Annotated in this window: 19 protein-coding genes and 1 riboswitch; all 19 genes read left to right on the top strand. The window is 66.7% G+C overall.

All coding sequences use genetic code 11. The annotated features are described in order from the left end of the window. The first annotated feature begins 32 nt into the window (after window positions 1-32). The 19 genes from K3M67_RS10825 to K3M67_RS10735 all read left to right on the top strand — a co-directional run bounded on the left by K3M67_RS10825 (window position 33) and on the right by K3M67_RS10735 (window position 22,555). The gene (locus tag K3M67_RS10825; RefSeq protein WP_066857720.1) at window positions 33-1,424 is read left to right on the top strand and encodes a UDP-N-acetylmuramoyl-tripeptide--D-alanyl-D-alanine ligase; all 1,392 of its coding nucleotides are present in this window, start codon (window positions 33-35) and stop codon (window positions 1,422-1,424) included. After that, entirely contained in the window at window positions 1,424-2,497 is a 1,074-nt protein-coding gene (mraY, locus tag K3M67_RS10820) for a phospho-N-acetylmuramoyl-pentapeptide-transferase (RefSeq protein ID WP_066857723.1), read from the top strand. The genes K3M67_RS10825 and mraY overlap by 1 nt, the downstream gene beginning before the upstream one ends. Before the next feature lie 4 nt (window positions 2,498-2,501). Next, window positions 2,502-3,896: a UDP-N-acetylmuramoyl-L-alanine--D-glutamate ligase gene (gene murD, locus K3M67_RS10815; protein ID WP_066857726.1), complete on the top strand. Its 1,395-nt coding sequence runs from the start codon at window positions 2,502-2,504 to the stop codon at window positions 3,894-3,896. Window positions 3,897-3,935: 39 nt separating this feature from the next. Then, window positions 3,936-5,138 carry an FtsW/RodA/SpoVE family cell cycle protein gene (locus K3M67_RS10810; protein WP_066857729.1) on the top strand — a complete coding sequence of 401 codons (1,203 nt, stop codon included), beginning with the start codon at window positions 3,936-3,938 and terminating at the stop codon, window positions 5,136-5,138. Continuing rightward, window positions 5,135-6,301 (top strand): undecaprenyldiphospho-muramoylpentapeptide beta-N-acetylglucosaminyltransferase, encoded by a 1,167-nt coding sequence (gene murG, locus K3M67_RS10805; protein WP_066857732.1) that lies wholly within the window; start codon window positions 5,135-5,137, stop codon window positions 6,299-6,301. The genes K3M67_RS10810 and murG overlap by 4 nt, the downstream gene beginning before the upstream one ends. Further along, window positions 6,298-7,725 (top strand): UDP-N-acetylmuramate--L-alanine ligase, encoded by a 1,428-nt coding sequence (murC, locus tag K3M67_RS10800; RefSeq protein ID WP_285831469.1) that lies wholly within the window; start codon window positions 6,298-6,300, stop codon window positions 7,723-7,725. Before murG ends, murC begins: the two co-directional genes overlap by 4 nt. Next, a complete protein-coding gene (locus tag K3M67_RS10795; RefSeq protein WP_066858057.1) occupies window positions 7,725-7,922 on the top strand; it encodes a hypothetical protein in 198 nt (65 codons plus the stop codon). Before murC ends, K3M67_RS10795 begins: the two co-directional genes overlap by 1 nt. Then, window positions 7,919-8,818: a UDP-N-acetylmuramate dehydrogenase gene (murB, locus tag K3M67_RS10790; protein WP_285831468.1), complete on the top strand. Its 900-nt coding sequence runs from the start codon at window positions 7,919-7,921 to the stop codon at window positions 8,816-8,818. The genes K3M67_RS10795 and murB overlap by 4 nt, the downstream gene beginning before the upstream one ends. A 115-nt stretch (window positions 8,819-8,933) precedes the next feature. Next, a complete protein-coding gene (locus K3M67_RS10785) occupies window positions 8,934-9,884 on the top strand; it encodes a D-alanine--D-alanine ligase (RefSeq protein ID WP_285831467.1) in 951 nt (316 codons plus the stop codon). Further along, window positions 9,877-10,821 carry a cell division protein FtsQ/DivIB gene (locus K3M67_RS10780; RefSeq protein ID WP_285831466.1) on the top strand — a complete coding sequence of 315 codons (945 nt, stop codon included), beginning with the start codon at window positions 9,877-9,879 and terminating at the stop codon, window positions 10,819-10,821. Before K3M67_RS10785 ends, K3M67_RS10780 begins: the two co-directional genes overlap by 8 nt. Window positions 10,822-10,826: 5 nt before the next feature. Continuing rightward, a complete protein-coding gene (gene ftsA, locus K3M67_RS10775) occupies window positions 10,827-12,110 on the top strand; it encodes a cell division protein FtsA (RefSeq protein WP_066857744.1) in 1,284 nt (427 codons plus the stop codon). A gap of 105 nt (window positions 12,111-12,215) precedes the next feature. After that, the gene (ftsZ, locus tag K3M67_RS10770) at window positions 12,216-13,643 is read left to right on the top strand and encodes a cell division protein FtsZ (RefSeq protein WP_066857747.1); all 1,428 of its coding nucleotides are present in this window, start codon (window positions 12,216-12,218) and stop codon (window positions 13,641-13,643) included. Window positions 13,644-13,771: 128 nt separating this feature from the next. Further along, window positions 13,772-15,664, top strand: a complete 1,893-nt coding sequence (locus K3M67_RS10765) for a tetratricopeptide repeat protein (protein WP_285831465.1) — start codon at window positions 13,772-13,774, stop codon at window positions 15,662-15,664. Between the two features lie 91 nt (window positions 15,665-15,755). Then, window positions 15,756-16,910, top strand: a complete 1,155-nt coding sequence (locus K3M67_RS10760; RefSeq protein ID WP_066857753.1) for a deoxyguanosinetriphosphate triphosphohydrolase — start codon at window positions 15,756-15,758, stop codon at window positions 16,908-16,910. Between the two features lie 97 nt (window positions 16,911-17,007). Continuing rightward, window positions 17,008-17,108: riboswitch (glycine riboswitch) on the top strand. 173 nt (window positions 17,109-17,281) lie between these two features. Further along, window positions 17,282-18,433 carry a glycine cleavage system aminomethyltransferase GcvT gene (gene gcvT, locus K3M67_RS10755; protein ID WP_066857756.1) on the top strand — a complete coding sequence of 384 codons (1,152 nt, stop codon included), beginning with the start codon at window positions 17,282-17,284 and terminating at the stop codon, window positions 18,431-18,433. A 65-nt stretch (window positions 18,434-18,498) separates the two neighbouring features. Then, entirely contained in the window at window positions 18,499-18,870 is a 372-nt protein-coding gene (gene gcvH, locus K3M67_RS10750; protein WP_066857760.1) for a glycine cleavage system protein GcvH, read from the top strand. A gap of 114 nt (window positions 18,871-18,984) precedes the next feature. Then, a complete protein-coding gene (gene gcvPA / locus K3M67_RS10745; RefSeq protein WP_066858065.1) occupies window positions 18,985-20,343 on the top strand; it encodes an aminomethyl-transferring glycine dehydrogenase subunit GcvPA in 1,359 nt (452 codons plus the stop codon). Continuing rightward, a complete protein-coding gene (gene gcvPB / locus K3M67_RS10740) occupies window positions 20,340-21,914 on the top strand; it encodes an aminomethyl-transferring glycine dehydrogenase subunit GcvPB (RefSeq protein WP_066857763.1) in 1,575 nt (524 codons plus the stop codon). Before gcvPA ends, gcvPB begins: the two co-directional genes overlap by 4 nt. Beyond that, entirely contained in the window at window positions 21,911-22,555 is a 645-nt protein-coding gene (locus K3M67_RS10735) for a DUF938 domain-containing protein (RefSeq protein ID WP_285831464.1), read from the top strand. Before gcvPB ends, K3M67_RS10735 begins: the two co-directional genes overlap by 4 nt. Window positions 22,556-22,578: the final 23 nt, after the last annotated feature.

The raw sequence follows: 22,578 nt of genomic DNA, 5'->3' as shown, positions 1-22,578 counted from the left end.
CGGCACGCACCTGCATCCGGAGGCTGGCGTTGATGGCCGCGCTCTGGACCTCCGAGGAGATCGCCCAGGCCACAGGCGGCGCCGCGTCGGCGCCGTTCGCCGTTTCGGGCGTCGCTTTCGACAGTCGTGAAGTAGGGCAGGGCGACCTGTTCGTCGCGATGAAGGGTGAAACCACCGACGGCCATAAATTCGTCGACAGGGCGTTCGGCCAGGGCGCGTCCGGCGCGATCGTCAGCGAGCCGGTCGCGCACCCGCATGTGCTGGTCCCCGACAGCGCCGCCGCGCTCGAAGCGCTGGGCAAGGCGTCGCGCGGCCGCATGGCAGGCAAGGCGATCGGCGTCACCGGCTCGGTCGGCAAGACCGGCACCAAGGAGGCGCTTTTCCTCGCCCTCGATCGCGCCGCGCCGGGGCAGGTGCATCGCTCGGTCAAAAGCTACAACAACCATGTAGGCGTGCCGCTGAGCCTCGCCCGGATGCCGCGGACAAGCGCCTATGGCGTGTTCGAGATGGGCATGAACCATGCCGGCGAACTGGCGGCGCTGACCCGGCAGGTGCGGCCCCATGTCGCCATCGTCACCGCCATCGCGCCCGCCCATATCGAATTTTTCGGCACCGAGGACAAGATCGCCGAGGCCAAGGCGGAGATATTCGAGGGGCTGGAACCGGGCGGCGTGGCGATCATCCCCTATGACAGTCCCCATGTCGCCACCCTCTACAGTAAGGCGGAACGCCATGCCGGCCGCATCCTGACCTTCGGCACCAGGGCGGAGGCGGATGTCCATGTGCTGGAGACGGTGGCGGCGCCCGGCGGCGGCACGCTGGTCACGGCCCGGCTGCCCGACGCCGAACTCTGCTTTACCGTCGCGGCGCCCGGCGACCATTGGGTGTCCAACGCGCTGGCGGTGCTGGCGGCGGTCGACGCGGTCGGCGGCGATCTGGCGGCGGCCGGGCTCGCGCTGGCCGAAATGCCGGGCCTGCCTGGACGTGGCGCGCGGCGTATCCTGCCGGTTACGGGCGGCGAAGCGCTGCTGATCGACGAAAGCTACAACGCCAATCCCCTGTCGATGGTCGCGACGCTCAGGCAGCTGGGACGCGAGCGCGCCGAGCGCCGCATCGCCATATTGGGCGGGATGCGCGAACTGGGCGACCGCAGCGCCGAACTTCATGCGGGCCTTGCCGATCCGATGCGGGCAGGGCAGGTCGATTTCGCCATTCTGGTCGGCGCGGAAATGGCGCCGCTGGCCGACGCGCTCGACGGCGCCATCCCCTATGCCCATGTCCCCGACACGGCGAGCGCCATTCCCCTCATCCAAACCGAAATGCGCGCGGGCGACGCGATCCTGGTCAAGGGCTCCAACGGCGTCGGTCTGTCCCGCCTGGTCGCCGCCCTGGCCGAGGCCGTCCGCGACGGAGACCATGACTGATGCTCTACTGGCTGGCCGAAACCCTTGATTTCGCTGGGGTCTTCAACCTTATCCGCTATCTGTCCTTCCGCGCGGGCGCAGCGATCGCGACCGCGCTGATCCTCGGCCTGCTGATCGGCCCCCGGTTCATCGGCTGGCTGCGGGTGCGCCAGGGCAAGGGGCAACCGATCCGCAGCGACGGTCCGCAGAGCCATCTGGCCAAGCGCGGCACGCCCACCATGGGGGGGCTGATGATCCTGACCTCGATGGTGATCTCCGTGCTGCTGTGGATGGACCTCAGCTCCACCTATGTCTGGGCCTGCCTGTTCGTGACGCTGGGTTTCGGCGCGATCGGCTTCCTCGACGACTATGACAAGGTGACGAAGGCCAGCCACAAGGGGCTGTCGGCCAAGATGCGGCTCGCCTTCGAATTCCTGATTGCCGGCATCGCCGCCTGGATGATCGTCAACCAGCATGGCAATACCGCGCTCTACGTGCCCTTCTACAATGGCCCCGCGATCGAACTTGGGCCTTTCTATTTCTGCTTCGCCGCCTTCGTCATCGTCGCGTTCGGCAATGCGGTGAACCTGACCGACGGCCTCGACGGTCTCGCCACCATGCCGGTCATCATCGCCTGCATGGCCTTCATGGCGATCGTCTATCTGGTCGGCCGCGCCGACTTCGCCCAATATCTGGGTATCCCCCATGTGCCTGGCGCGGGCAACCTGACGATCCTGTGCGGCGCGATCATCGGTTCGGGCCTCGCCTTTCTCTGGTTCAACGCGCCGCCCGCCGCCGTGTTCATGGGCGACACCGGCAGCCTGGCGCTGGGCGGGACGATCGGCGTGATTGCCGTCACCGCGCATCACGAGATCGTGCTGGGCATTATCGGCGGCCTCTTCGTGGTGGAGGCGATGAGCGTCATCATCCAGGTCTTCTTCTACAAGCGGACCGGCCGCCGTGTGTTCAAGATGGCCCCGATCCACCATCATTTCGAACAGCTGGGCTGGGCCGAGCCGACCGTGGTGATCCGTTTCTGGATCATCGCCTTCGTCCTGGCGCTCGCCGGGCTCGCCACCCTGAAGCTGAGGTAAGCGGATGATCGTTTCGGACGCTTTTGCAGGCAAGACCTACGCCGTGCTGGGGCTGGCCCGGTCGGGCCTCGCCACCGTCGACACGCTGGTGGCGAGCGGCGCGCGCGTCGTTGCCTGGGACAGTCGCGAGGAAGCCCGTGCGCTGGTGGAGGGAAAGGCGGAACTGGGCGATCCGATGGAGATCGACCTGGCCGGCTTCGACGGGGTGGTCGTTTCGCCCGGAGTGCCGTTGAACAAGCATCCCATCGCCATGCGCGCGAAGCTGGCGGGCGTCCCGATCATCGGCGACATCGAACTGTTCGCGCTCGCACGGCCGACGCTGCCGCCGCACAAGGTCGTGGGCATCACCGGCACCAACGGCAAGTCGACCACGACCGCGCTGATCCATCACATCATCGAGCAGGCCGGCTATCCCGCCGTGATGGGCGGCAATATCGGCCTGCCGATCCTCAGCCAGCCGCCGCTGGAGCCGAACCTGCACGGCGTGGGCGTCTATGTGCTGGAACTGTCCAGCTACCAGATCGACCTGACCCACAGCCTGGACTGCGATGTCGCGGTGCTGCTCAACATCACGCCGGATCATCTGGATCGCTATAATGGCTTCGAGGGCTATATTGCGTCGAAAGCGCGGCTGTTTGAAATGCAGTCGGCCGCGCATGTCGCGGTCATCGCTACGGAGGACGAGCCGAGCCGCACCATCGCCCATATCGTCCGTCATTCCCGCCAAGGCGGCAACCCATCTCCCGACCTGGCGCCCGGTATCCACGCCGGGGAGATGGTTCCTCGCCTCCGCGGGGAGGATGTGGTGGAGGTGGCTTCGTCCGACATCGACCCCGTCGAACAGCTAGGCTGGCCCGCTTTGCAAGGCCCGCACAACGCCCAGAACGCGGCTGTCGCGATCGCTGTCGCAAAGGCGCTGGGCATCGACACGGACACCATCGTCAACGCCCTTGCCAGCTACGCCTCTCTCCCCCACCGGATGCAGGCCGTGGCGACCCGCAATGGCGTCCTCTACGTCAATGACAGCAAGGCGACCAATGCCGCCTCGACCGCGCCCGCGCTCGCCGCCTGGCCCGCGATCGACGGCAAGCCCCGTATCCACTGGATCTTGGGCGGCGTCGCCAAGTCCGACAATCTGGACGAGTGCGCTCCGCATTTCGCCAATGTCGCCCACGCCTACACCATCGGCGAAGCGGGCCATATGTTCGCCGACCTGCTGCGTCCGCATATGGCGGTGGACGACAGCGAGATGCTAAGCGCCGCCGTCCGCCGCGCCGCGCGGGTGGCCCGGCCGGGCGACATCGTGCTGCTGTCGCCGGCCTGCGCCAGTTTCGACCAGTTCCGCGATTTCGAGGCGCGCGGCGATGCGTTCGCTGCGGCCGTGAACGCGCTGGAATAGGAAGGCCATGGGGCGGCGATGAGCAGAAGGGGAACAGGCATGTCCAGGGCTGGCGAACTGGTGAAGGGCTTTCGCACCCGCACCGTCCCGCGCGAGCGGACGGCGCTCGCCATCTGGTTCTGGGAAATCGACCGCGTCCTCCTGTCGCTGATCGTCGCGCTGATGGCGATCGGGCTGGTCGCCGTCGCCGCCGCATCCCCCGTCGCCGCGATCGACCGCTCGACCGCGCAGGTCGCGGTCAACCCGCTCATCTATTTCTATCGCCAGCTCATGTGGGTATTCATCGGCCTGCCGATCATGCTGGTCATCTCCATGCTGCCCCGGCCGCAGGCGCGGCGGCTGGCTATCTTCATGTGCGCCTTCTTCTTCCTGATGCTGCTGTTCGTGCCGCTGCTGGGGTCGACGGTGAACGGCGCCAAGCGCTGGATCGACCTGCCCGGCTTCCGCTTCCAGCCTTCGGAATTCCTCAAGCCCGCCTATGTGGTGACGCTGGCCTGGCTGCTGTCGCTGCGCGCCAAGGACCAGAATCTGCCGGTGATGCAGTTGACCGGCGCGATGACGCTGCTGATCGCGGCGGTGCTGATGCAGCAGCCCGATTTTGGCCAGACGGTGATCTTCCTGGCCTGCTGGGGCTGCCTGCTGCTGCTGTCGGGCCTGGAAATGCGCTGGATCGCGATGCTCGGCGGCGCGGGCCTTGCGGGGCTGGTCGGAGTCTACATGTTCTACGAAAATGGCCGGCAGCGGATCAACGACTTCCTGGGCATCGGCGTGCAGATGGACACCGGCCCGGACCAGACCGACCTTGCCTTCCGCACCATCACCCATGGCGGCTTCACCGGCGTCGGGCCGGGCGGCGGCCAGAACAAGTTTCGCCTGCCCGAAGCGCATACCGACTATATCTTCTCCGTCATCGGCGAGGAGTTCGGCCTGCTCGCCTGCATCGCCATCGCCTGCGTCTATCTTGCCATCGTGGTGCGGGTGCTGCTGCGCCTGTTGGACGAGGAAGATAATTTCACCATCCTCGCCGCCGCGGGCCTCACCACCCAGTTCGGCTTGCAGGCGATCATCAACATGGGCGTCAATGCGCAGATATTTCCGTCGAAGGGCATGACGCTGCCCTTTATCAGCTACGGTGGCTCCTCTATGCTGGCGCTTTGTATCGGCGTCGGCCTGCTGCTCGCATTCACGCGGCGCAACCCCTTCATGGGTCGGCACACGGTCGTCAAATGGAGTGGTCGATGAGCATTTCCCGTCACTTCGTCCTCGCCGCCGGCGGGACGGGGGGTCATATGATTCCAGCCCATGCCGTGGCCGAGGAGCTGATAGCGCGCGGTCATCATGTCGCCCTCGTCACCGATGAGCGCGGCGCCAAAATTCCCGGTATCTTCGATAAGGCACAGGTCCATGTCATGCCGGCCGGGCGCATGACGAAAAATCCGGCGAGCTGGCCGGGCGCATTGAAGGCGATCCTCGCCGGCCGCGCCATGGCCCGTCGCCTCAATGAAACCTTCCGCCCCACCGCCGTCGTCGGCTTCGGCGGTTATCCCGCCATGCCCGCGTTGCTGGGCGCACTGGCGGACGGCATCCCGACCGCCATTCATGAACAAAATGCGGTGCTGGGCCGGGTCAACCGCCTGCTCGCCGGGCGCGTGGACGCCATCGCCACCGCCTATCCCGACGTCCAGCGCCTCAAGCACAGATATGCCGCCAAGGTGCATCTGGTCGGCAACCCCGTGCGCGAGGAAGTGAAGCAGTTGCGCGAGGAGGAGTTTCCCGCGCTGACCGACGAAAGCGTCTTCCGCGTGCTGGTGATCGGCGGCAGCCAGGGCGCGACCGTATTGTCGAGCGTCGTGCCAGAAGGATTGTCGATGCTGCCGGTCGCGCTCCGTCGCCGCCTTCAGGTGACGCAGCAGTGCCGCGCCGAAGATATCGAGCGTGTGCGCAAGGTCTATGCGGAGATGGAAATTCCCGCCGACCTCGCCACCTATTTCAACGATGTGCCGGAAAAGCTCGGCTGGTCGCATCTGGTGATCGCGCGCGCTGGCGCATCGACGCTCGCCGAGCTGACCTGCGCGGGCCGCCCGGCGATCCTCATTCCGCTGCCCAGCGCGATGGATGATCACCAGACCGCCAATGCCAGGGAAATGACCGAGGCGGGCGGCGCACGCACCATCCCGCAGGCGCGCTTCACGGCGGTCGAACTCGCCAAGCAGATGCAGAAGATGGCGATGGAGCCGGGCGCGCTTCAGAATGCGGCGAAGCGCGCGTGGAATTGCGGTCGCCCCAATGCGGCGCGCGACATGGCCGACCTGCTCGAAAGCATCGGCAAGGCGCCGATCATGAATGATCCCGTAAAGGTCGGCCCTACGCCGACCAGCCTCAATCTCCAGGGAGTTCCCGCATGAAGGGTGTCGGCACCGACATCGGCACGATCCATTTCATCGGCATCGGCGGCATCGGCATGTCCGGTATCGCCGAAGTCATGCATAATCTGGGTTACAGCGTGCAGGGGTCCGACGTGGCCGAGGGCTATGTCGTCGAAGGGCTGCGCAAGAAGGGCATCAAGGTGATGATCGGCCACAAGGCCGAAAATCTCGGCGACGCTGCCGTGGTCGTCACCTCTACCGCGATCAAGCGCGGCAATCCGGAGGTCGAACTGGCGCTGGAAACCCGCATCCCGGTGATCCGCCGCGCCGAAATGCTGGCCGAACTGATGCGCCTCAAATCCACCGTCGCGGTGGCAGGCACCCATGGCAAGACCACGACCACCTCGATGGTCGCGGCGCTGCTGGACGCGGGCGGGGTCGATCCGACCGTCATCAACGGCGGCATCATCAACAGCTATGGCTCCAACGCGCGGCTGGGCAATAGCGACTGGATGGTGGTGGAGGCCGACGAGAGCGACGGCAGCTTCCTGCGTCTCGACGGCACGATCGCGGTCGTGACCAATATCGATCCGGAGCATCTCGACCATTATGGCTCGTTCGACCGGGTGAAGGACGCCTTTGTCGAGTTCGTCGGCAATGTGCCCTTCTATGGTGCTGCGATGCTCTGCCTCGACCATCCCGAAGTGCAGGCCATCCTGCCGCGGGTGCAGGACCGCCGGATCGTCACCTATGGTTTTTCCGCGCAGGCCGACATTCGGGGCGAGAATGTCCAGCCGATTCCCGGCGGCAACCGCTTCGACGTGCAGATACGCGAGCGTGACGGGTCGATCCGCCGTATCGAGGGAATCGAAATGCCGATGCCCGGCCGCCACAATGTGCTCAATGCCATGGCGGCGATCGGTGTGGCGCTGCAAATGGGCATCGACGACGCGACCATCCAGACCGGCTTCGCCAAGTTCGGCGGCGTGAAGCGCCGCTTCACCAAGGTGGGCGAAATCGCCGTGGGCGGCGGTACTGCGACCGTCATCGACGATTATGGCCACCATCCGGTCGAGATCAGGGCGGTCCTCGCCGCCGCCCGCGAAGGCGCGAAAGGCCGCGTCATCGCCGTGGTCCAGCCGCACCGCTTCACCCGCCTGCGCGACCTGATGGATGAGTTCCAGCAGGCGTTCAACGATGCCGACATCGTCTATGCCGCCCCGGTCTATACCGCCGGCGAACAGCCGATCGAGGGCGTGGACAGCGCGGCGCTGGTCGCCGGCCTCAAGCGACGCGGGCATCGCCATGCCTCGACCGTCACCGACGCCGACGATCTCGCCGCGCTGGTCGCGGCCGATATCCAGCCCGACGACATGATTATCTGCCTGGGTGCGGGCGACATCACCAAATGGGCCGCGGGCCTTGCGGCGGCCGTCTCGGCAAAGGTCAAGGAAACCGCCTGATGTTCGAGCTGTTCGCCGTTGGCCTCGAAATGCAGAAGCGCATGATCGACGTCCAGATGCAGGGCGTCGAAGCCGCGCGCGACATGGTGGAGGCGGCGCAGCGCCAGGTCGAAACCGGCCTTGCCGCGACCCAGGCCAACGAAGCGGGCATGAAGGCGATGAAGAGCTGGATGAACCTCTGGGGCATTCGCGGTTGACTGCGACCACCACCCTTCCGGCCGTTCGCGGCACGCTCAAGGCCGACGCTCCGCTGGCCCCGCTCGTCTGGTTCAAGGCGGGCGGCGCGGCGCAATGGCTGTTCGAGCCGAAGGATGCGGACGATCTCTCCGCCTTCCTCGCGGCGCTCGATCCGGCGATGCCGGTGATGGCGCTCGGCCTCGGTTCCAACCTCATCGTCCGCGACGGCGGCGTGCCGGGCGTGGTCGTGCGGCTGGGCAAAGCTTTCGCGAAGGTCGAGAGCCTTGACGCCACCACGCTCCTCTGCGGCGGCGGCGCATCGGGCATCCTCGTCTCCTCGACCGCGCGCGACGCAGGCATTGCGGGCCTCGAATTTCTCCGCTCCATCCCCGGCACGGTCGGCGGCTTCGTGCGGATGAACGGCGGCGCCTATGGCCGCGAAACCTGCGACATACTGGCCGAATGCGACGTCGTGCTTCGTTCGGGCGAGCGGGTGACGCTGTCCAACGCCGACCTTGGCTATAGCTATCGTCATTCGACCCTGCCCGATGGCGCGGTCGTGGTGTCCGCGACCTTTCGCGGCCATCCCGGCGAACCCGCTGCGATCCAGGCCGAAATGGACCGCATTGCCGCCGCGCGCGAGGAAAGCCAGCCGCTGCGCAGCAAGACCGGCGGCTCGACCTTCAAGAATCCGGATGGCCACAAGGCCTGGGCGCTGGTGGACGAAGCGGGCTGTCGCGGCCTGGCTCTGGGCGGCGCGCAGGTGAGCGAAAAGCACACCAATTTCCTGCTCAACACAGGCGACGCCACCAGCGCCGACATCGAGGCATTGGGCGAGGAGGTCCGCCGCCGCGTCAAGGCAAAGAGCGGCGTCGAGCTGGAATGGGAAATCCAGCGGGTGGGGTTGGCGAAGTGAACAATGCTCCCAATCCGTTCGCCCTGAGCCTGTCGAAGGGCTTTCCTTCTTTAAAAAGTGAAGGGCGGGGCTTCGAAAAGCTCAGCCCGAACGGTTTTAGTGTGGAGTGTTACGCATGACCCGTGGTCCCTGGCATGTCGCCGTCCTGATGGGCGGCTGGTCGGCGGAGCGGCCGGTGTCGCTGTCGAGCGGGGAGGGCGTCGCCAAGGCGCTGGAATCGCGCGGGCATCGGGTCACGCGGATCGACATGGATCGCAACGTCGCCGCGCGCCTTGCCGAAACGAAGGCGGATGTGATCTTCAACGCGCTCCACGGCGTCCCCGGCGAAGACGGCACGGTGCAGGGCATGATGGACCTGATGGGTCTCACCTACACCCATAGCGGCCTCGCCACATCGGTCATCGCCATCGACAAGCAATTGACCAAGCAGGCGCTCGTCCCCCACGGCATCCCCATGCCCGGCGGCCATATCGTGGAGAGCGAAAGCCTCTTCGTCGCAGACCCGATGCCGCGTCCCTATGTGCTGAAACCCGTCAATGAAGGCAGCTCGGTCGGCGTCGCCATCGTCACGGCCGAGGGCAATTACGGCAATCCGATCGCGCGCGATGCCGTCGGCCCATGGCAGGATTTCCCGCAACTGCTCGCCGAACCCTATATTCGCGGCCGCGAACTCACCACCGCCGTGCTGGGCGACGAGGCGCTGCTGGTGACGGAACTCCGCCCCAAGAGCGGCTTCTATGATTTCGACGCCAAATATACCGATGGCATGACCGAACATGTCTGCCCCGCCGACATCCCGGCCGAGATCAGCGAGGCGTGCAAGGCGATCGCGCTGCGCGCCCACCAGCTGCTGGGGTGCAAGGGCGCGTCGCGGGCCGATTTCCGCTGGGATGATAATCAGGGGGTGGAAGGCCTCTATCTGCTGGAGGTCAATACCCAGCCGGGCATGACGCCCTTGAGCCTCGTTCCCGAACAGGCGGCGAAACTGGGCATTGACTATGCGACGCTGGTAGAGACTATTGTCGAGGAGGCGCTGAACCGCGCCGGGGGTAAGCAAGATGGCTGAAGCACGGATCAGGCGCGGCGGCACCGCGCGGCTGAGCAACGCCAGGGGCAGGGCGACGAAAGGCGGCCGTGGCCGCACGCTCAAGCGCCGCAGCTGGGTCGACCAGCTGATCGAACTGCTGCCGGTCAGCGAAGCCACGCTCCAGCGCATGGCCAGCTGGGTCATCGTCGCCATCGTCGGCGGTCTGGTGATCGCCATCGCCATCTTCATGGGCCTGCCCGGCATGGTGCGGCAGCAGGCGGCGGACATCGCCGCGCGCGCCGGCTTCGAGGTCGAGAAGGTCGAGGTGCGCGGCGTCGAACGGATGGACGAACTGCCCGTCTACAATATCGCGCTGGGGCAGGTGGACCGCTCCATGCTTTCGCTGGACCTGCCCAGGGTCCGCGAGGACATGCTGAAACTCGGCTGGGTCAAGGATGCGCGCATTTCCCGCCGCCTGCCCGACACTCTCGTGGTCGACATCGTCGAGCGCGATCCGGTGGCCGTCTGGCAGCATGAGGGCCAGTTGCACCTGATCGACGTGGCCGGGGTCGTGCTCCAGTCGGTGTCTGCGGGTGCCATGCCCGACCTGCCCCTGGTCGTCGGCCCCAATGCCAATCTCCAGACCGCCGGCCTCAACAAGCTGATGGAAAATGCGCCTGCCTTGAAACCCATGCTGGCCGGGGCGACCTGGGTCGGGAACCGCCGCTGGGATCTGCGCTTTCAGTCGGGGGAAACCCTCTCCCTGCCGGAAGGCGACAGGGATTCGGCATCCGCATTGGTGAATTTCGCGCGGATGGACGGGGTCAACCGGCTGCTCGGCCGGGGCATCGTCAAGTTCGACATGCGTGATCCCGACCGGTTCGTGCTGCGCCTGCCGCAGGGTCGGGTCGAGGAAAAGCCGGTGGGCGCGGCGGCCGCTGCCGCCAAGACGCCGGACGAAGGCGAGGAAGGCTAAGGTCCATGGCGCAGCCCAAGGTCGAAAAGCTCATCACCGCGATCGACATTGGCTCCTGGAAAGTGTCGGCGCTGATCGCCGGCCGCACCGACACCGGCGAACTCGCGATCCTGGGCACGGGCCAGCGCGAAAGCCGGGGCGTGCGCCGGGGCTTCATCGCCGACATGGAGCGGACGGAACTCGCCGTGCGCGAAACGGTGGAGCAGGCCGAGCGGGTCGCCGGCACCAATATCGAGGATGTCTGGGTCAGCTTCTCGGGCGGCAGCCTGGTGAGCGACGTCGTCACGGTCGAGCGCGACATGGGCGGCTATCGCGTCGAGCAGGCGGACATTGACGACCTCCTCACCACCGGCCAGCAGGGCATCGACCCCGATGGCCGCATCGTCCTCCATGCGCAGCCGACCTGCTTCACCATCAACGGCAAGGTGCCGGTCAAGAAGCCGCTGGGGATGCACGCGGATCTTCTGGGCGTCGACATCCATGTGGTGCTGGCCGACGGCGCGCCGCTCGCCAATCTCGACCTGTGCGTGCGCGGCGCCTATCTCAACGTCAATTCGATCGTTGCCTCGCCGATCGCGACCGGCCTCGCATGTTTGTCGGAGGAGGAGCGCGACCTCGGCGTCGCGCTGGTGGAACTGGGCGCGGGCGTCACCAATGTCTCGCTTTATGCTGGCGGAATGCTGGTGGGCCTCCATTCCATTCCGTTCGGCGCGTCCGACATTACCGACGACATCGCCTCGGCCTTCGGCATCCGCCGCAGCCAGGCGGAGCGGATCAAGTGCTTCTACGGTTCCGCGATGCAGAACCCTCGCGATTTTCGCGAGATGATCGAGATCGCACCGCCCCATGGCGAGGTGGCGGTGCCGGGGCAGGCAGCCGGGCCGAATGCGGAAGGGGGCAAGATCACCCGCGCCGCGCTCGTCGGCGTCATCTGCGAACGGCTGAACCAGATCATGACCGAAGTGAATGCGGCGCTGTCGGGCATGGGCTTCAACAGCACCGGGCGCCAGGTCGTGCTGACCGGCGGCGGCGCGGAAATGAAGGGCATTGCCGATTATGCGCAGGGTGCTTTGGGCCGGGCCGTGCGGATCGGGCGGCCAAGGGGCTTGTCCGCCATGCCCGAAGCGCATAGTGGGCCGGCTTTCGCGACATTGGCGGGACTCGCGCTTTACGGCGCTTCCAACCCGGTTGATCTCCGCACGATGGCGCCCGCGCCGCAGACCGTGCATCGTCTTGGCGCGCCCCAATGGTGGCAGCGCATGATGCGCGCGATGCGGACCAACTATTGATATGAATGAACGCAAAGACGAAAATAGCTGGTGAAATCCTCTATTTTCTGGTGTTAACAAATGACGGTGTTGCTTCCTGACGAGGAAGCTGAGGGAGCAGTAAATATGAGCATTGAGATCAGCCCGCCTCATGTGGACGAACTGAAGCCGCGCATTGCGGTAATCGGCGTCGGCGGCGCGGGCGGCAATGCCATCGCGAACATGATCGCCGCCTCGGTCGAAGGCGTTGACTTCATCGTGGCCAATACCGATGCGCAGGCGCTCAACAGCTCGCCGGCCGAACGCCGCATCCAGCTCGGCCCGCAGATCACCGAAGGGCTGGGCGCGGGTTCGCGGCCCGAAATCGGCAAGGCGGCGGCGGAGGAAACCATCGCGTCGGTCGAACAGGCGCTCGACGGTGCGCATATGTGCTTCATCACCGCCGGCATGGGCGGCGGCACCGGCACCGGCGCGGCCCCCGTCATCGCCAAGGCGGCGCGCGAACGCGGCATCCTGACCGTCGGCGTCGTGACAAAGCCCTTCACCTTCGAGGGCAATCGCCGCATGAAGTCGGCGGAAAGCGGCATCGAGGAGCTTCAGAAGCATGTCGATACGCTCATCGTCATCCCGAACCAGAATCTCTTCCTGATCGCCAATCCGAACACGACCTTCAAGGAAGCGTTCCAGATGGCGGACGAGGTGCTGCAACAGGGCGTGCGGTCGATCACCGACCTCATGATCATGCCGGGCCTCATCAACCTCGACTTCGCTGACGTCCGTTCGGTGATGGGCGAAATGGGCAAGGCGATGATGGGCACCGGCGAAGCCGAAGGCGATGGCCGCGCGCTCCAGGCCGCCGAGAAGGCGATCGCCAACCCGCTGCTCGACGGCGTGTCGATGCGCGGCGCTAAGGGCGTCATCGTCTCGATCGTGGGCGGCGACGACATGCGCCTGATGGAAGTGGACGAGGCTGCCAACCATATCCGTGAACTGGTCGATCCGGACGCCAACATCATCTGGGGCAGCGCGTTCAACGACAATCTGAACGGCAAGATTCGCGTCTCGGTCGTGGCGACCGGCATCGACAGCGATGTCGGCGCCCAGGCTGCGCCCCTGACCCAGCCTTTCAGCTTCGCCAGCCGCCCGACCGTCGCCGTGCCGCAGCCTGCGTCGCGTCCGGCTGCCGTCGCGCCCGCGCCGCAGCCGATCCCCGCACCCGCGCCCGAACCGGAGACGCTGGAACTGGACGTGCCCGAAGCGCCGGCCCCCGCGCCGGTCGAAAAGCCCGTCGTGGCCGCCCCGGCGAGGCCCGCGGCCGTCTTCTCCGACGAGGGGCCGGACCAGGATGAGCTGGTGCTGGGCGCAGACAATGCCGAACAGCCCGCCCCCGCTCCGGCCGCGCCGGCCCAGCCCGCGCCGCGCGTCGCCACCGGCGGCACCCTGTTCGAGCGGATGGCGGGCCTGACCCGTGGCAGCGAGAAAGCGCCCAGTTCCGACGAGAGCGCGCCGGGGGTTGACATCCCGCGCTTCCTCAACCGGCAGAGCAACCAGTAAGGATCGGCCGCGCGGTTCCGCCGCGCGCCGCCGCCAAAATGAGCGCGCCATCGGTCGTCCGGAGCGGCCCGGCGCGCTTTTTTGTGGCATCAATTTGCCATTCACCCCGGATCGGTTAAGGCGGGCATGTGATACAATCTCTTGCCTGGATTCTCGTCTCCACCGTTTCTGTCGGTGGCCTGATTTCCGCCAGTCCCGCCCTGGCCCAGACCGATCAGGCGCAGATCGCGCGCCCGACCGACGCTGCCGATCTCAACACCCATCTCACCCGGCTTGCGAGTAATCCTCGCGATGTCGCCGCGCTGATCGGGGCGGGTGAAGCGGCGCTCGCGCTGGACGACCCCCATGGCGCCGCCGGCTTCTTCGCGCGGGCCGATGCGATCGAGAGCGGCAATGGCCGGATCAAGGCGGGACTGGCGCGGGTCATGCTGAAATTGCAGAATCCGGCCGAAGCCGCGCGGCTGTTCGATCAGGCGTCCCGCCTCGGCTATCCCGACACCGGCATCCTCGCTGATCGCGGACTTGCGCGCGACATGACCGGCGACCAGGCCGGGGCGCAGCGCGACTATCAGGCGGCGCTCGCCCGCACCCCCGACGATGCCGAACTGCGTCGTCGATATGCCGCGTCGCTCGGCATATCGGGGCAGGTGCAGGGGGCCGACAGGATGCTGGAGCCGTTGCTCTACAAGAGTGACCGTGCGGCCTGGCGCTATCGCGCCTTCATCTACGCGATGAACAACCGGCAGGCCGAAGCGAAGAAGATCGCCGATGAGACCATGCCCGCGCAACTCGCCGCGGCGATCACGCCCTATATGCAGAAAATGCCCTATCTGACTGCGTCGCAGAAGGCGGCGGCGGTTCATTTCGGGCAATTCCCGGCGCAGACTGGCACGACGATCGCCGCGATCACGCGGACGCCGCCCGCGCCGGGCGTCGCGGTCGCGCCGAAGCCTCCCGCCGTTGTCGTGGCCGCGCCTGCCACCATCCCGCCGGCCCAGGCCAAGCCGCTCAGCCGCGCCGAACAGCGTCGCCAGCAGCGCGCGGCGGCGCGGATCGCCCGCGCCGAAGGTCTGCCCACCTCCCGCGCCGTGGCATCGGCCCAGCGTCCGCCGGTACCGACGACCGCCCCGGCACAGGTCGCGCAGGCGCAGACGCCCCCACCGTCCGCTGCGCGTCCGGCTCCGTCGACACCAGCCGCCGCGACGGCACAAATGGCGCCGCCGCCCTCCGCGCGCCAGCCCACGATCCCCTCCACGCCCTCCCCATCGGTGCAGGGACCGCCGGCGCCCGGTTTTGAATCGTTCGACAGTCCGCCGCGCCCGACGCCGCAGCCCTCCAATGCCAGCTCGCAACTCAACGCGATCGCGCTGGCCCAGGCCGGGACGCCGGCCGCGCCGCCAGCGTCGCAGGCGGCTGCGCCTCCGCCAACGCAGCCTCCGGCGACGGAATCCGCGCCGTCGTCGGTCCAGCCCATCACCCCGGTGCCGCCCTCGCCCAACCCGGAGGCGACGCGGACGCTGGCCGACATCATCCGTGCGATCGACGTGCCCGACACCGAGCGGCAGGCTAGCGTCGCCGCCGTCGACCTGAATGAGATCGCCGCGCTCCAGGCTCAACGCCGCGCCGAGCGTCAGGCCGCGGCGAAGGCGGCGGCGGACAAGGCGAAGAAGGAAGCCGCCACCAAGGCCAAGGCGGAGGCAGACGCCAAGGCGAAGAAGGAAGTCGAGGAAAAGAAGCGCCTTGCCGCCAACCCGTCGCGCAACTGGCTCCAGGTCGGCGTCGGCCAGAGCAAGTCGGCGCTCGGCTTCACCATGAAGGGCCTGCGCCGGAAATACGCGACGCTCGCGCCGCAGGATGCCTGGAGCGCCAGCTGGAGCCGCACCAATCGCCTGCTCGTCGGCCCCTTCGCCAGTTTCGCCCGCGCCAAGGAACTGGAGGCCAAGCTGAAGGCTGCCGGCGCCGACGTTTTCGCCTGGAAGAGCGATGCCGGGGAAGTGGTCGAGAAATTGCCGGGCGATTGATCGGTCCGCCCGAGGGGCGGGGCGATCAGTCCAGGTCATTCCTCCTCCGTAGCCGTTCAATATTGATCGAACCTGTTCTAAGAGGCACCGCATGACGACGCTCGCGCCCTATGCCTGCCATCCCGCCGCCAGCCGTGGCCGCCTCCACGCCGAGCCGGGCGGGGAGATGCGGGGGCCGCGCGATGTCTTCCAGCGCGACCGGGACCGGATCATCCATTCGATCGCCTTCCGTCGGCTGCGGCACAAGACGCAGGTGTTCGTCTCGCCCGACGGCGATCATTTTCGCGTCCGCCTGACCCACAGCCTGGAGGTCGCGCAGATCGGGCGCACCACCGCGCGCACGCTGGGGCTGAACGAGGATCTGACCGAAGCCCTCTGTCTCGCGCATGACATCGGCCACCCCCCCTTCGGCCACGCCGGGGAGGATGCGCTGGAGGTCGCGCTCGACGATCATGGCGGGTTCGATCACAACGCCCATACGCTTCGGACACTGATGCTGCTGGAAAGCCCCTATCCGCGCTTCCGTGGTCTCAATCTCAGCTGGGAAATGCTGGAGGGGCTGGCCAAGCATAATGGCCCGATCGCCAGTCCGGGCTGGGCGATGCGGGAACTGGACGGGATGTTTCCGCTCGACCTGACGAGCCACGCCTCGCTGGAGGCGCAGCTTGCCGCCATTTCCGACGACATCGCCTATGACAATCATGACATAGACGATGGCCTGCGCGCCGGGCTGCTGACGCTCGAACAGTTGCTGGACGTGCCGTTGGTGCGCCACAGCTGGGATCGGGTGCGCGCCCGCTATCCCGACGTGCCGCAGGACCGGCTGCTGCGCGAACTGGTGCGTGAGCAGATCGGCGTCATGGCCAACGACCTGATCGAGGCGACCCGGCGGAACATCGCGGAGTCCGGCGTCGAGACGGTCGCGGATGTCCGGACGCTCGGTCGCACGCTGGTCGCCTTCTCGCCCGCACTGGCGGCACAGGAACGCGAACTGAAGCGCTTCATGTACGCGACCCTCTATCATCATCCCGATCAGCTCGCGGCGGCGGACCGCGCGCGGGTGATCGTCACCGACCTGTTCCGCGCCTATCAGGCCGATCCGGCCCTGATGCCCGCTGAATGGCGCGACGACTGCGCGTTGGAGGAACCGACCCGCAGCCGCCACATCGCCGACTTCATCGCGGGCATGACCGACCGCTATGCCGAAAAGCGCCATGCGGAGATTTTCGGCGGGGTGCTCGCCTGATCTCGCCCTTTTGGGGGGGCAGGCGAAGTTGCGATTGACGCCGCCACGCCTTTGACGCATTGCACAATTGTCTCTCGGTGCTGTGGATTCGGCAGCGGGGCACGATGCGGGAGAGCATGGGAAGCCTTTGAGGCCTTGCCCGTCGCCGAAGGAGCAACCGCCCCGGAATCTCTCAGGCCAAAGGACCGCATCGCGCGCAAGGCACTCTGGAAAGCGGACGGCTTCCCGTCCCACCGAAGGGGTAAGCTTGTCGGCCGCAAGGCCGCTGGTCAAAGCTCTCAGGTTCCGTGACAGAGGGGGTGGCAGAAAGGACGGGTCCGATTCCGGGCCGCGCCGTTTGTCGCCAGCAACTCGCACGGAAAGGCCGCTCCATGTCCGGCACTGATGACGTCGCCCACCTCGAAGAAGAATTGCCGCTGCAGGAACTGCCGCTCGACGCCTGGCACCGCGCCAGAGGCGCGCGCATGGTCGGTTTCGCCGGCTATCATATGCCGATCCAGTATGACGGCATCATGGCGGAACATGCCTGGACCCGCGAACATGCCGGTCTGTTCGACGTCAGCCATATGGGCCAGATCGCCTTTTCGGGCGAGGGCGTGGACGAGGCGCTCGAATATCTGCTGCCCAGCGACATAAAGGGGCTAAAGCCTTTCCGCCAGCGCTATTCGATGCTGCTGGATGAAGAAGGCGGCATTCTCGACGATTTGATGGTGTCGCGGCCGGGCGACGGCGCCTTCGATGGGGCCGCCATCTACATGGTCGTCAACGGTGCGACCAAATATGACGATATCGGCTGGATGATCGAACATCTGCCCGACGAAGTCGTGATGAATCACATGGACGATCAGGCGCTGCTGGCGCTGCAAGGACCGGAAGCGGGCGAGGCGCTTGCCGCGCTGATTCCCGAAACCGCCGACCTCATCTTCATGCAGTCGGGTCTCTTCGCCTGGCGCGGCGTTCCGCTGTGGATCAGCCGGTCGGGCTATACCGGAGAGGACGGGTTCGAGATCAGCGTGCCGGCGCAGGATGCGACCCTGCTGGCGGATGCGCTGTGCGACCTGCCGCAGGTCAAGCCGATCGGCCTTGGCGCGCGCGACTCGCTGCGTCTGGAAGCCGGGCTACCGCTCTACGGCCATGACCTGTCGCCCGCCGTCAGCACCATCGGCGCGGACCTGGGCTTCGCCATCCAGAAGCGCCGCCGCGAGGAAGGCGGCTTCATCGGCCATGCCCGCGTAATCAAGGAACTGGCCGATGGGCCGGGGTCGAAGCGCGTGGGGCTGAAGATCGAGGGGCGCCTGCCGGCCCGCGAAGGCGCGCCGATCTTCGCCGCCGGCGCGCAGGTCGGGGAAGTCACGTCGGGCGGCTTCGCGCCGACCGTCGGCGCGCCGATCGCCATGGGCTGGGTCAGCCTGCCGCACAGCGCGGAGGGCACGGCGCTGGAAATCGAGGTTCGCGGCAAGCGCATATCCGCCACGGTTGCCGCGATGCCCTTCGTGCCGCATCGTTACCGCCGCAAGGCCTGAACCTTATTCTTTCCGACGTTTTTGTTGGTCATGATTTCAAGCAAATCATTCCGGGGAGTATCATCATGAGCCGCTATTTCACCGACGAACATGAATGGATCGACGTGGAGGGCGACATCGCCACCGTCGGCATCACCGATTATGCGCAGGAACAGCTGGGCGACATCGTGTTCGTCGAACTGCCTGCCGAAGGCACGAATTTCGAGAAGGGCGACGACGCCGCCGTGGTGGAATCGGTCAAGGCCGCGTCGGACGTCTATGCGCCGATCTCGGGCGAAGTGGTCGAAAGCAACAGCGCGCTGGAGGACGAACCCGCGCTGGTGAACAGCGATGCCGAGGAAGATGGCTGGTTCTTCAAGCTGCGCATCACCGACGCCAGCGAGCTGGAAGGCCTGATGACCGAAGCCGCCTACAAGAAATTCGTGGCGAGTCTCTGATCTCTTAATCGTCATCCCTGCGCAGGCGGGGGCCCATCTCCCCGGCGTCCCGCTTGGCGCAAGGTCTGGAGTTGGGTTCCCGCTTTCGCGGGAATGACGCCGCAGGAAAAAATCATGCGCTATCTACCCCTTACCGACACCGACCGTCAGGAGATGCTGTCCGTCATCGGCGCGACGTCGATCGACGACCTGTTCGTGGATGTCCCCGCTGAAGCCCGCCTCAGCGGCAAGATCGCGGACTTGCCCGATCATGCCAGCGAACTGGCGGTCGAACGCCACATGGCGGCGCTTGCGCGGAAAAACCTGTCGGCGGGGGAAGCGCCTTTCTTCCTGGGAGCGGGTGCGTACAAGCACCATGTCCCGGCCAGCGTCGATCATCTGATCCAGCGCGGCGAGTTCCTGACCGCCTACACGCCCTACCAGCCGGAAATCGCGCAGGGCACGCTCCAGGTGCTGTTCGAATTCCAGACCCAGGTGGCGCGCCTGCTGGGCTGCGACGTGGCGAACGCCTCCATGTATGATGGCTCGACCGCCTGCTGGGAAGCGATCGGCATGGCCCGTCGCATCACCAAGCGGGGCAAGGCACTGCTCTCGTCCGGCCTGCATCCCCATTATGTCTCGGTCGCCAACACCATGGCGAAGTTCACCGGCGACGCGCTGGTGCATGAAGCGCCCACGCTCGACGCCGCGACCGACATCGACGGGCTGATCGCTGCCATCGACAAGGATACGAGCTGCGTCGTCGTGCAATATCCCGACATATTGGGCCGCATCGCCGACCTGACCCCGCTCGCCGACGCCGCCCATGCGGCCGGGGCGCTGCTGGTCGCGGTTGTGACGGAGCCGGTAGCCCTCGGTGCGATCAAGGCGCCAGGCCATATGGGCGCGGACATTGTCGTCGGCGAAGGCCAGTCGATCGGCGTCGGCCTTCAGTTCGGCGGACCCTATCTCGGCCTCTTCGGGTGCAAGCAGAAATATGTCCGCCAGATGCCCGGCCGCCTGTGCGGCGAGACGGTGGACGCGGCGGGCAAGCGCGGCTTCGTGCTGACCCTCTCCACCCGCGAACAGCATATCCGCCGCGAGAAGGCGACGTCGAACATCTGCACCAATTCGGGCCTGTGCGCGCTGGCGTTCAGCATCCACATGACCCTGCTGGGCGAGCGGGGCCTGCGCGATCTCGCGGCGCTCAACCACGGTCTTGCGGTTCAGGCCGCCGACCGTCTGGCTCAGGTGCCGGGCGTGACCTTGCTCAACGACAGCTTCTTCAACGAATTCACGCTGATCCTGTCGAAGGACGCGCGCGACGTCGTCCGCAACCTCGCCGACAGGGGCGTGCTGGGCGGCGTCTCGCTCGGCCGTCTCTTCCCGGCCGCGCCGGAGATCGGCCACGGCCTGGTCGTCGCCGTCACAGAGACGGTAACTGCTGAGGATATCGAAACCCTTGCCAAGGCGCTTGAGGAGGAACTGGCATGACCATGCTGAAGGAAGGCCGCCCCACCGCGCCGCAAGCCGTCGACGAACTGGACAGCTCCCCCGCGACCGCCACGGGCAATCGTGCGCTGATGCTGGAGGAAGCGCTGATCTTCGAGATCGGATCGACCGCCACCACCGGCGTCGATCTGGCCGATGCGCCGAAGGTCGCCAGTCGCCTCGGCACTCTCGCCCGTACCGACTCCATCGGCCTGCCCGGCCTGTCGGAGCCGGAAACGGTGCGCCACTATACGCGCCTCAGCCGCCAGAACTATGCCATTGACCTCGGCCTGTTCCCGCTCGGCTCCTGCACGATGAAGCATAATCCGCGCCTTAACGAGAAGGTCGCCCGGATGCCGGGCTTTGCCGACGTTCACCCCCTCGCACCCCAATCGACGGTGCAGGGCGCGCTGGGCGTCATCAACGAACTGGCCGTCTGGCTGATCAAGCTGACCGGGATGCATGGCGTTGCCATGACCCCCAAGGCTGGCGCCCATGGCGAACTGTGCGGCCTGCTCTGCATCCGCGCCGCGCTGGAAGCGCGCGGCGACGCGCGGCAGGTCGTGCTGGTGCCCGAAAGCGCGCACGGCACCAATCCCGCCACCGCCGCCTTCTGCGGCTACAAGGTGGAGGATATTCCCGCGACCCCGGACGGCCGTGTCGATCTGGAAGCGCTCAAGGCCCGTCTCGGCCCGGACGTGGCGGCGGTGATGATCACCAACCCCAACACCTGCGGCCTGTTCGAGCGCGACATGAAGACGATCTCCGATGCGGTCCATGCCGCAGGGGGGTTCGTCTATTGCGACGGCGCGAACTTCAACGCGATCGTCGGCCGGGTCCGCCCCGGCGACCTCGGCGTCGATGCGATGCACATCAACCTGCACAAGACCTTCTCCACGCCGCATGGCGGCGGCGGTCCCGGTTCGGGGCCGGTGGTGCTGTCCGAAGCGCTCGCGCCCTTCGGCCCGCTCCCCTATACCGCGCGCATGGCCGACGGCAGCATCCACCTGATCGAGGAGGAGAATGTCGGCGAGGAAATGCCGCAGAGTTTCGGCCGCATGTCGGCCTTCCATGGTCAGATGGGCATGTTTACCCGCGCGCTCACCTACATCCTCAGCCATGGCGCGGACGGCCTGCGGCAGGTGGCGGAGGATGCGGTGCTCAACGCCAACTATATCCTGCGCAGCCTGGAGGATGTGCTGGACGCGCCCTTCGCCGCCAGTGGTCCCTGTATGCACGAAGCGCTGTTCAGCGATAAGGGACTGGCAGAAGGCTTCACCACGCTCGACATCGCCAAGGGGCTGATCGACGAGGGCTTCCACCCGATGACCATGTATTTCCCGCTGGTCGTCCATGGCGCGATGCTGGTCGAACCGACCGAGACGGAAAGCAAGGCCGCGCTCGACCAGTTCATCCTGGCGCTGCGCAGCCTGGCGCAGCGCGCCAAGGCCGGGGACGAGGCGCTCAAGGGCGCGCCCTATCACGCCCCGCGCCGCCGCCTCGACGAAACGCTGGCCGCGCGCAAGCCGGTGCTGACCTGGACAGAAGCCGCGCTGGCGCAGGCCGCCGAATGACGGACAGGCCGGAACCGTGGGAACCCGGTTCCGGCCCCGTCGCGGCGGGCAAGCGATATGCCCCTGCGACCGAACGCAACCGCGACGCCATCCTTGGCGTGCTGCGCGACCAGCTGCCATCCTCCGGTCTGGTGCTGGAGGTAGCCAGCGGCAGTGGCGAACATGCTGTCCATTTCGCTGTCGCCTTTCCCGATCTCGACTGGCAGCCAACCGATCCCGACCCGGCGGCGTTCGCCTCGATCGCGGCCTGGCGGGCCGAAGCAAGGCTGCCCAAACTCCGCGCGCCGCTCCGGCTGGACACGACAGGTGACTGGCCGATCGCGCAGGCCGATGCGATCCTCTGCATCAACATGGTCCATATCAGTCCATGGACTGCGACGGTCGGGCTGCTCGAACGGGCAGGGGCCGCGCTGCCGCGCGGCGGCCTCCTCTATCTCTACGGCCCCTATCTCCGCGACGGGGTGGAAACCGCCCCCGGCAACCGCGCCTTCGACGCCTCGCTCAAGGCCCGCGACCCGCACTGGGGGCTGCGGCGTCTGGAGGATGTGATCGTGGCGGCTGAGGCGGAAGGGCTGGCCTTCGACCGGCTGGTCGAAATGCCCGCCAACAATCTGTCGCTGTTGTTTCGACGCCGGGATTGAAACAAGGACCTGCTCCTGCGAAG

The sequence above is a fragment of the Sphingobium sp. V4 genome (genome assembly GCF_029590555.1).
Lineage (GTDB): Bacteria > Pseudomonadota > Alphaproteobacteria > Sphingomonadales > Sphingomonadaceae > Sphingobium.
The sequence above is the reverse complement of the archived record's forward strand: the minus strand, read 5'-3'. Positions and strand labels throughout refer to the sequence as shown.

Excerpts from the sequence above, each read along its gene's own strand:
- K3M67_RS10825 (WP_066857720.1), top strand. The coding sequence starts at position 33 with ATGGCCGCGCTCTGGACCTCCGAGGAGATCGCCCAGGCCACAGGCGGC.
- mraY (WP_066857723.1), top strand. The coding sequence starts at position 1,424 with ATGCTCTACTGGCTGGCCGAAACCCTTGATTTCGCTGGGGTCTTCAAC.
- murD (WP_066857726.1), top strand. The coding sequence starts at position 2,502 with ATGATCGTTTCGGACGCTTTTGCAGGCAAGACCTACGCCGTGCTGGGG.
- K3M67_RS10810 (WP_066857729.1), top strand. The coding sequence starts at position 3,936 with ATGTCCAGGGCTGGCGAACTGGTGAAGGGCTTTCGCACCCGCACCGTC.
- murG (WP_066857732.1), top strand. The coding sequence starts at position 5,135 with ATGAGCATTTCCCGTCACTTCGTCCTCGCCGCCGGCGGGACGGGGGGT.
- murC (WP_285831469.1), top strand. The coding sequence starts at position 6,298 with ATGAAGGGTGTCGGCACCGACATCGGCACGATCCATTTCATCGGCATC.
- K3M67_RS10795 (WP_066858057.1), top strand. The coding sequence starts at position 7,725 with ATGTTCGAGCTGTTCGCCGTTGGCCTCGAAATGCAGAAGCGCATGATC.
- K3M67_RS10785 (WP_285831467.1), top strand. The coding sequence starts at position 8,934 with ATGACCCGTGGTCCCTGGCATGTCGCCGTCCTGATGGGCGGCTGGTCG.
- K3M67_RS10780 (WP_285831466.1), top strand. The coding sequence starts at position 9,877 with ATGGCTGAAGCACGGATCAGGCGCGGCGGCACCGCGCGGCTGAGCAAC.
- ftsA (WP_066857744.1), top strand. The coding sequence starts at position 10,827 with ATGGCGCAGCCCAAGGTCGAAAAGCTCATCACCGCGATCGACATTGGC.
- ftsZ (WP_066857747.1), top strand. The coding sequence starts at position 12,216 with ATGAGCATTGAGATCAGCCCGCCTCATGTGGACGAACTGAAGCCGCGC.
- K3M67_RS10760 (WP_066857753.1), top strand. The coding sequence starts at position 15,756 with ATGACGACGCTCGCGCCCTATGCCTGCCATCCCGCCGCCAGCCGTGGC.
- gcvT (WP_066857756.1), top strand. The coding sequence starts at position 17,282 with ATGTCCGGCACTGATGACGTCGCCCACCTCGAAGAAGAATTGCCGCTG.
- gcvH (WP_066857760.1), top strand. The coding sequence starts at position 18,499 with ATGAGCCGCTATTTCACCGACGAACATGAATGGATCGACGTGGAGGGC.
- gcvPA (WP_066858065.1), top strand. The coding sequence starts at position 18,985 with ATGCGCTATCTACCCCTTACCGACACCGACCGTCAGGAGATGCTGTCC.
- gcvPB (WP_066857763.1), top strand. The coding sequence starts at position 20,340 with ATGACCATGCTGAAGGAAGGCCGCCCCACCGCGCCGCAAGCCGTCGAC.
- K3M67_RS10735 (WP_285831464.1), top strand. The coding sequence starts at position 21,911 with ATGACGGACAGGCCGGAACCGTGGGAACCCGGTTCCGGCCCCGTCGCG.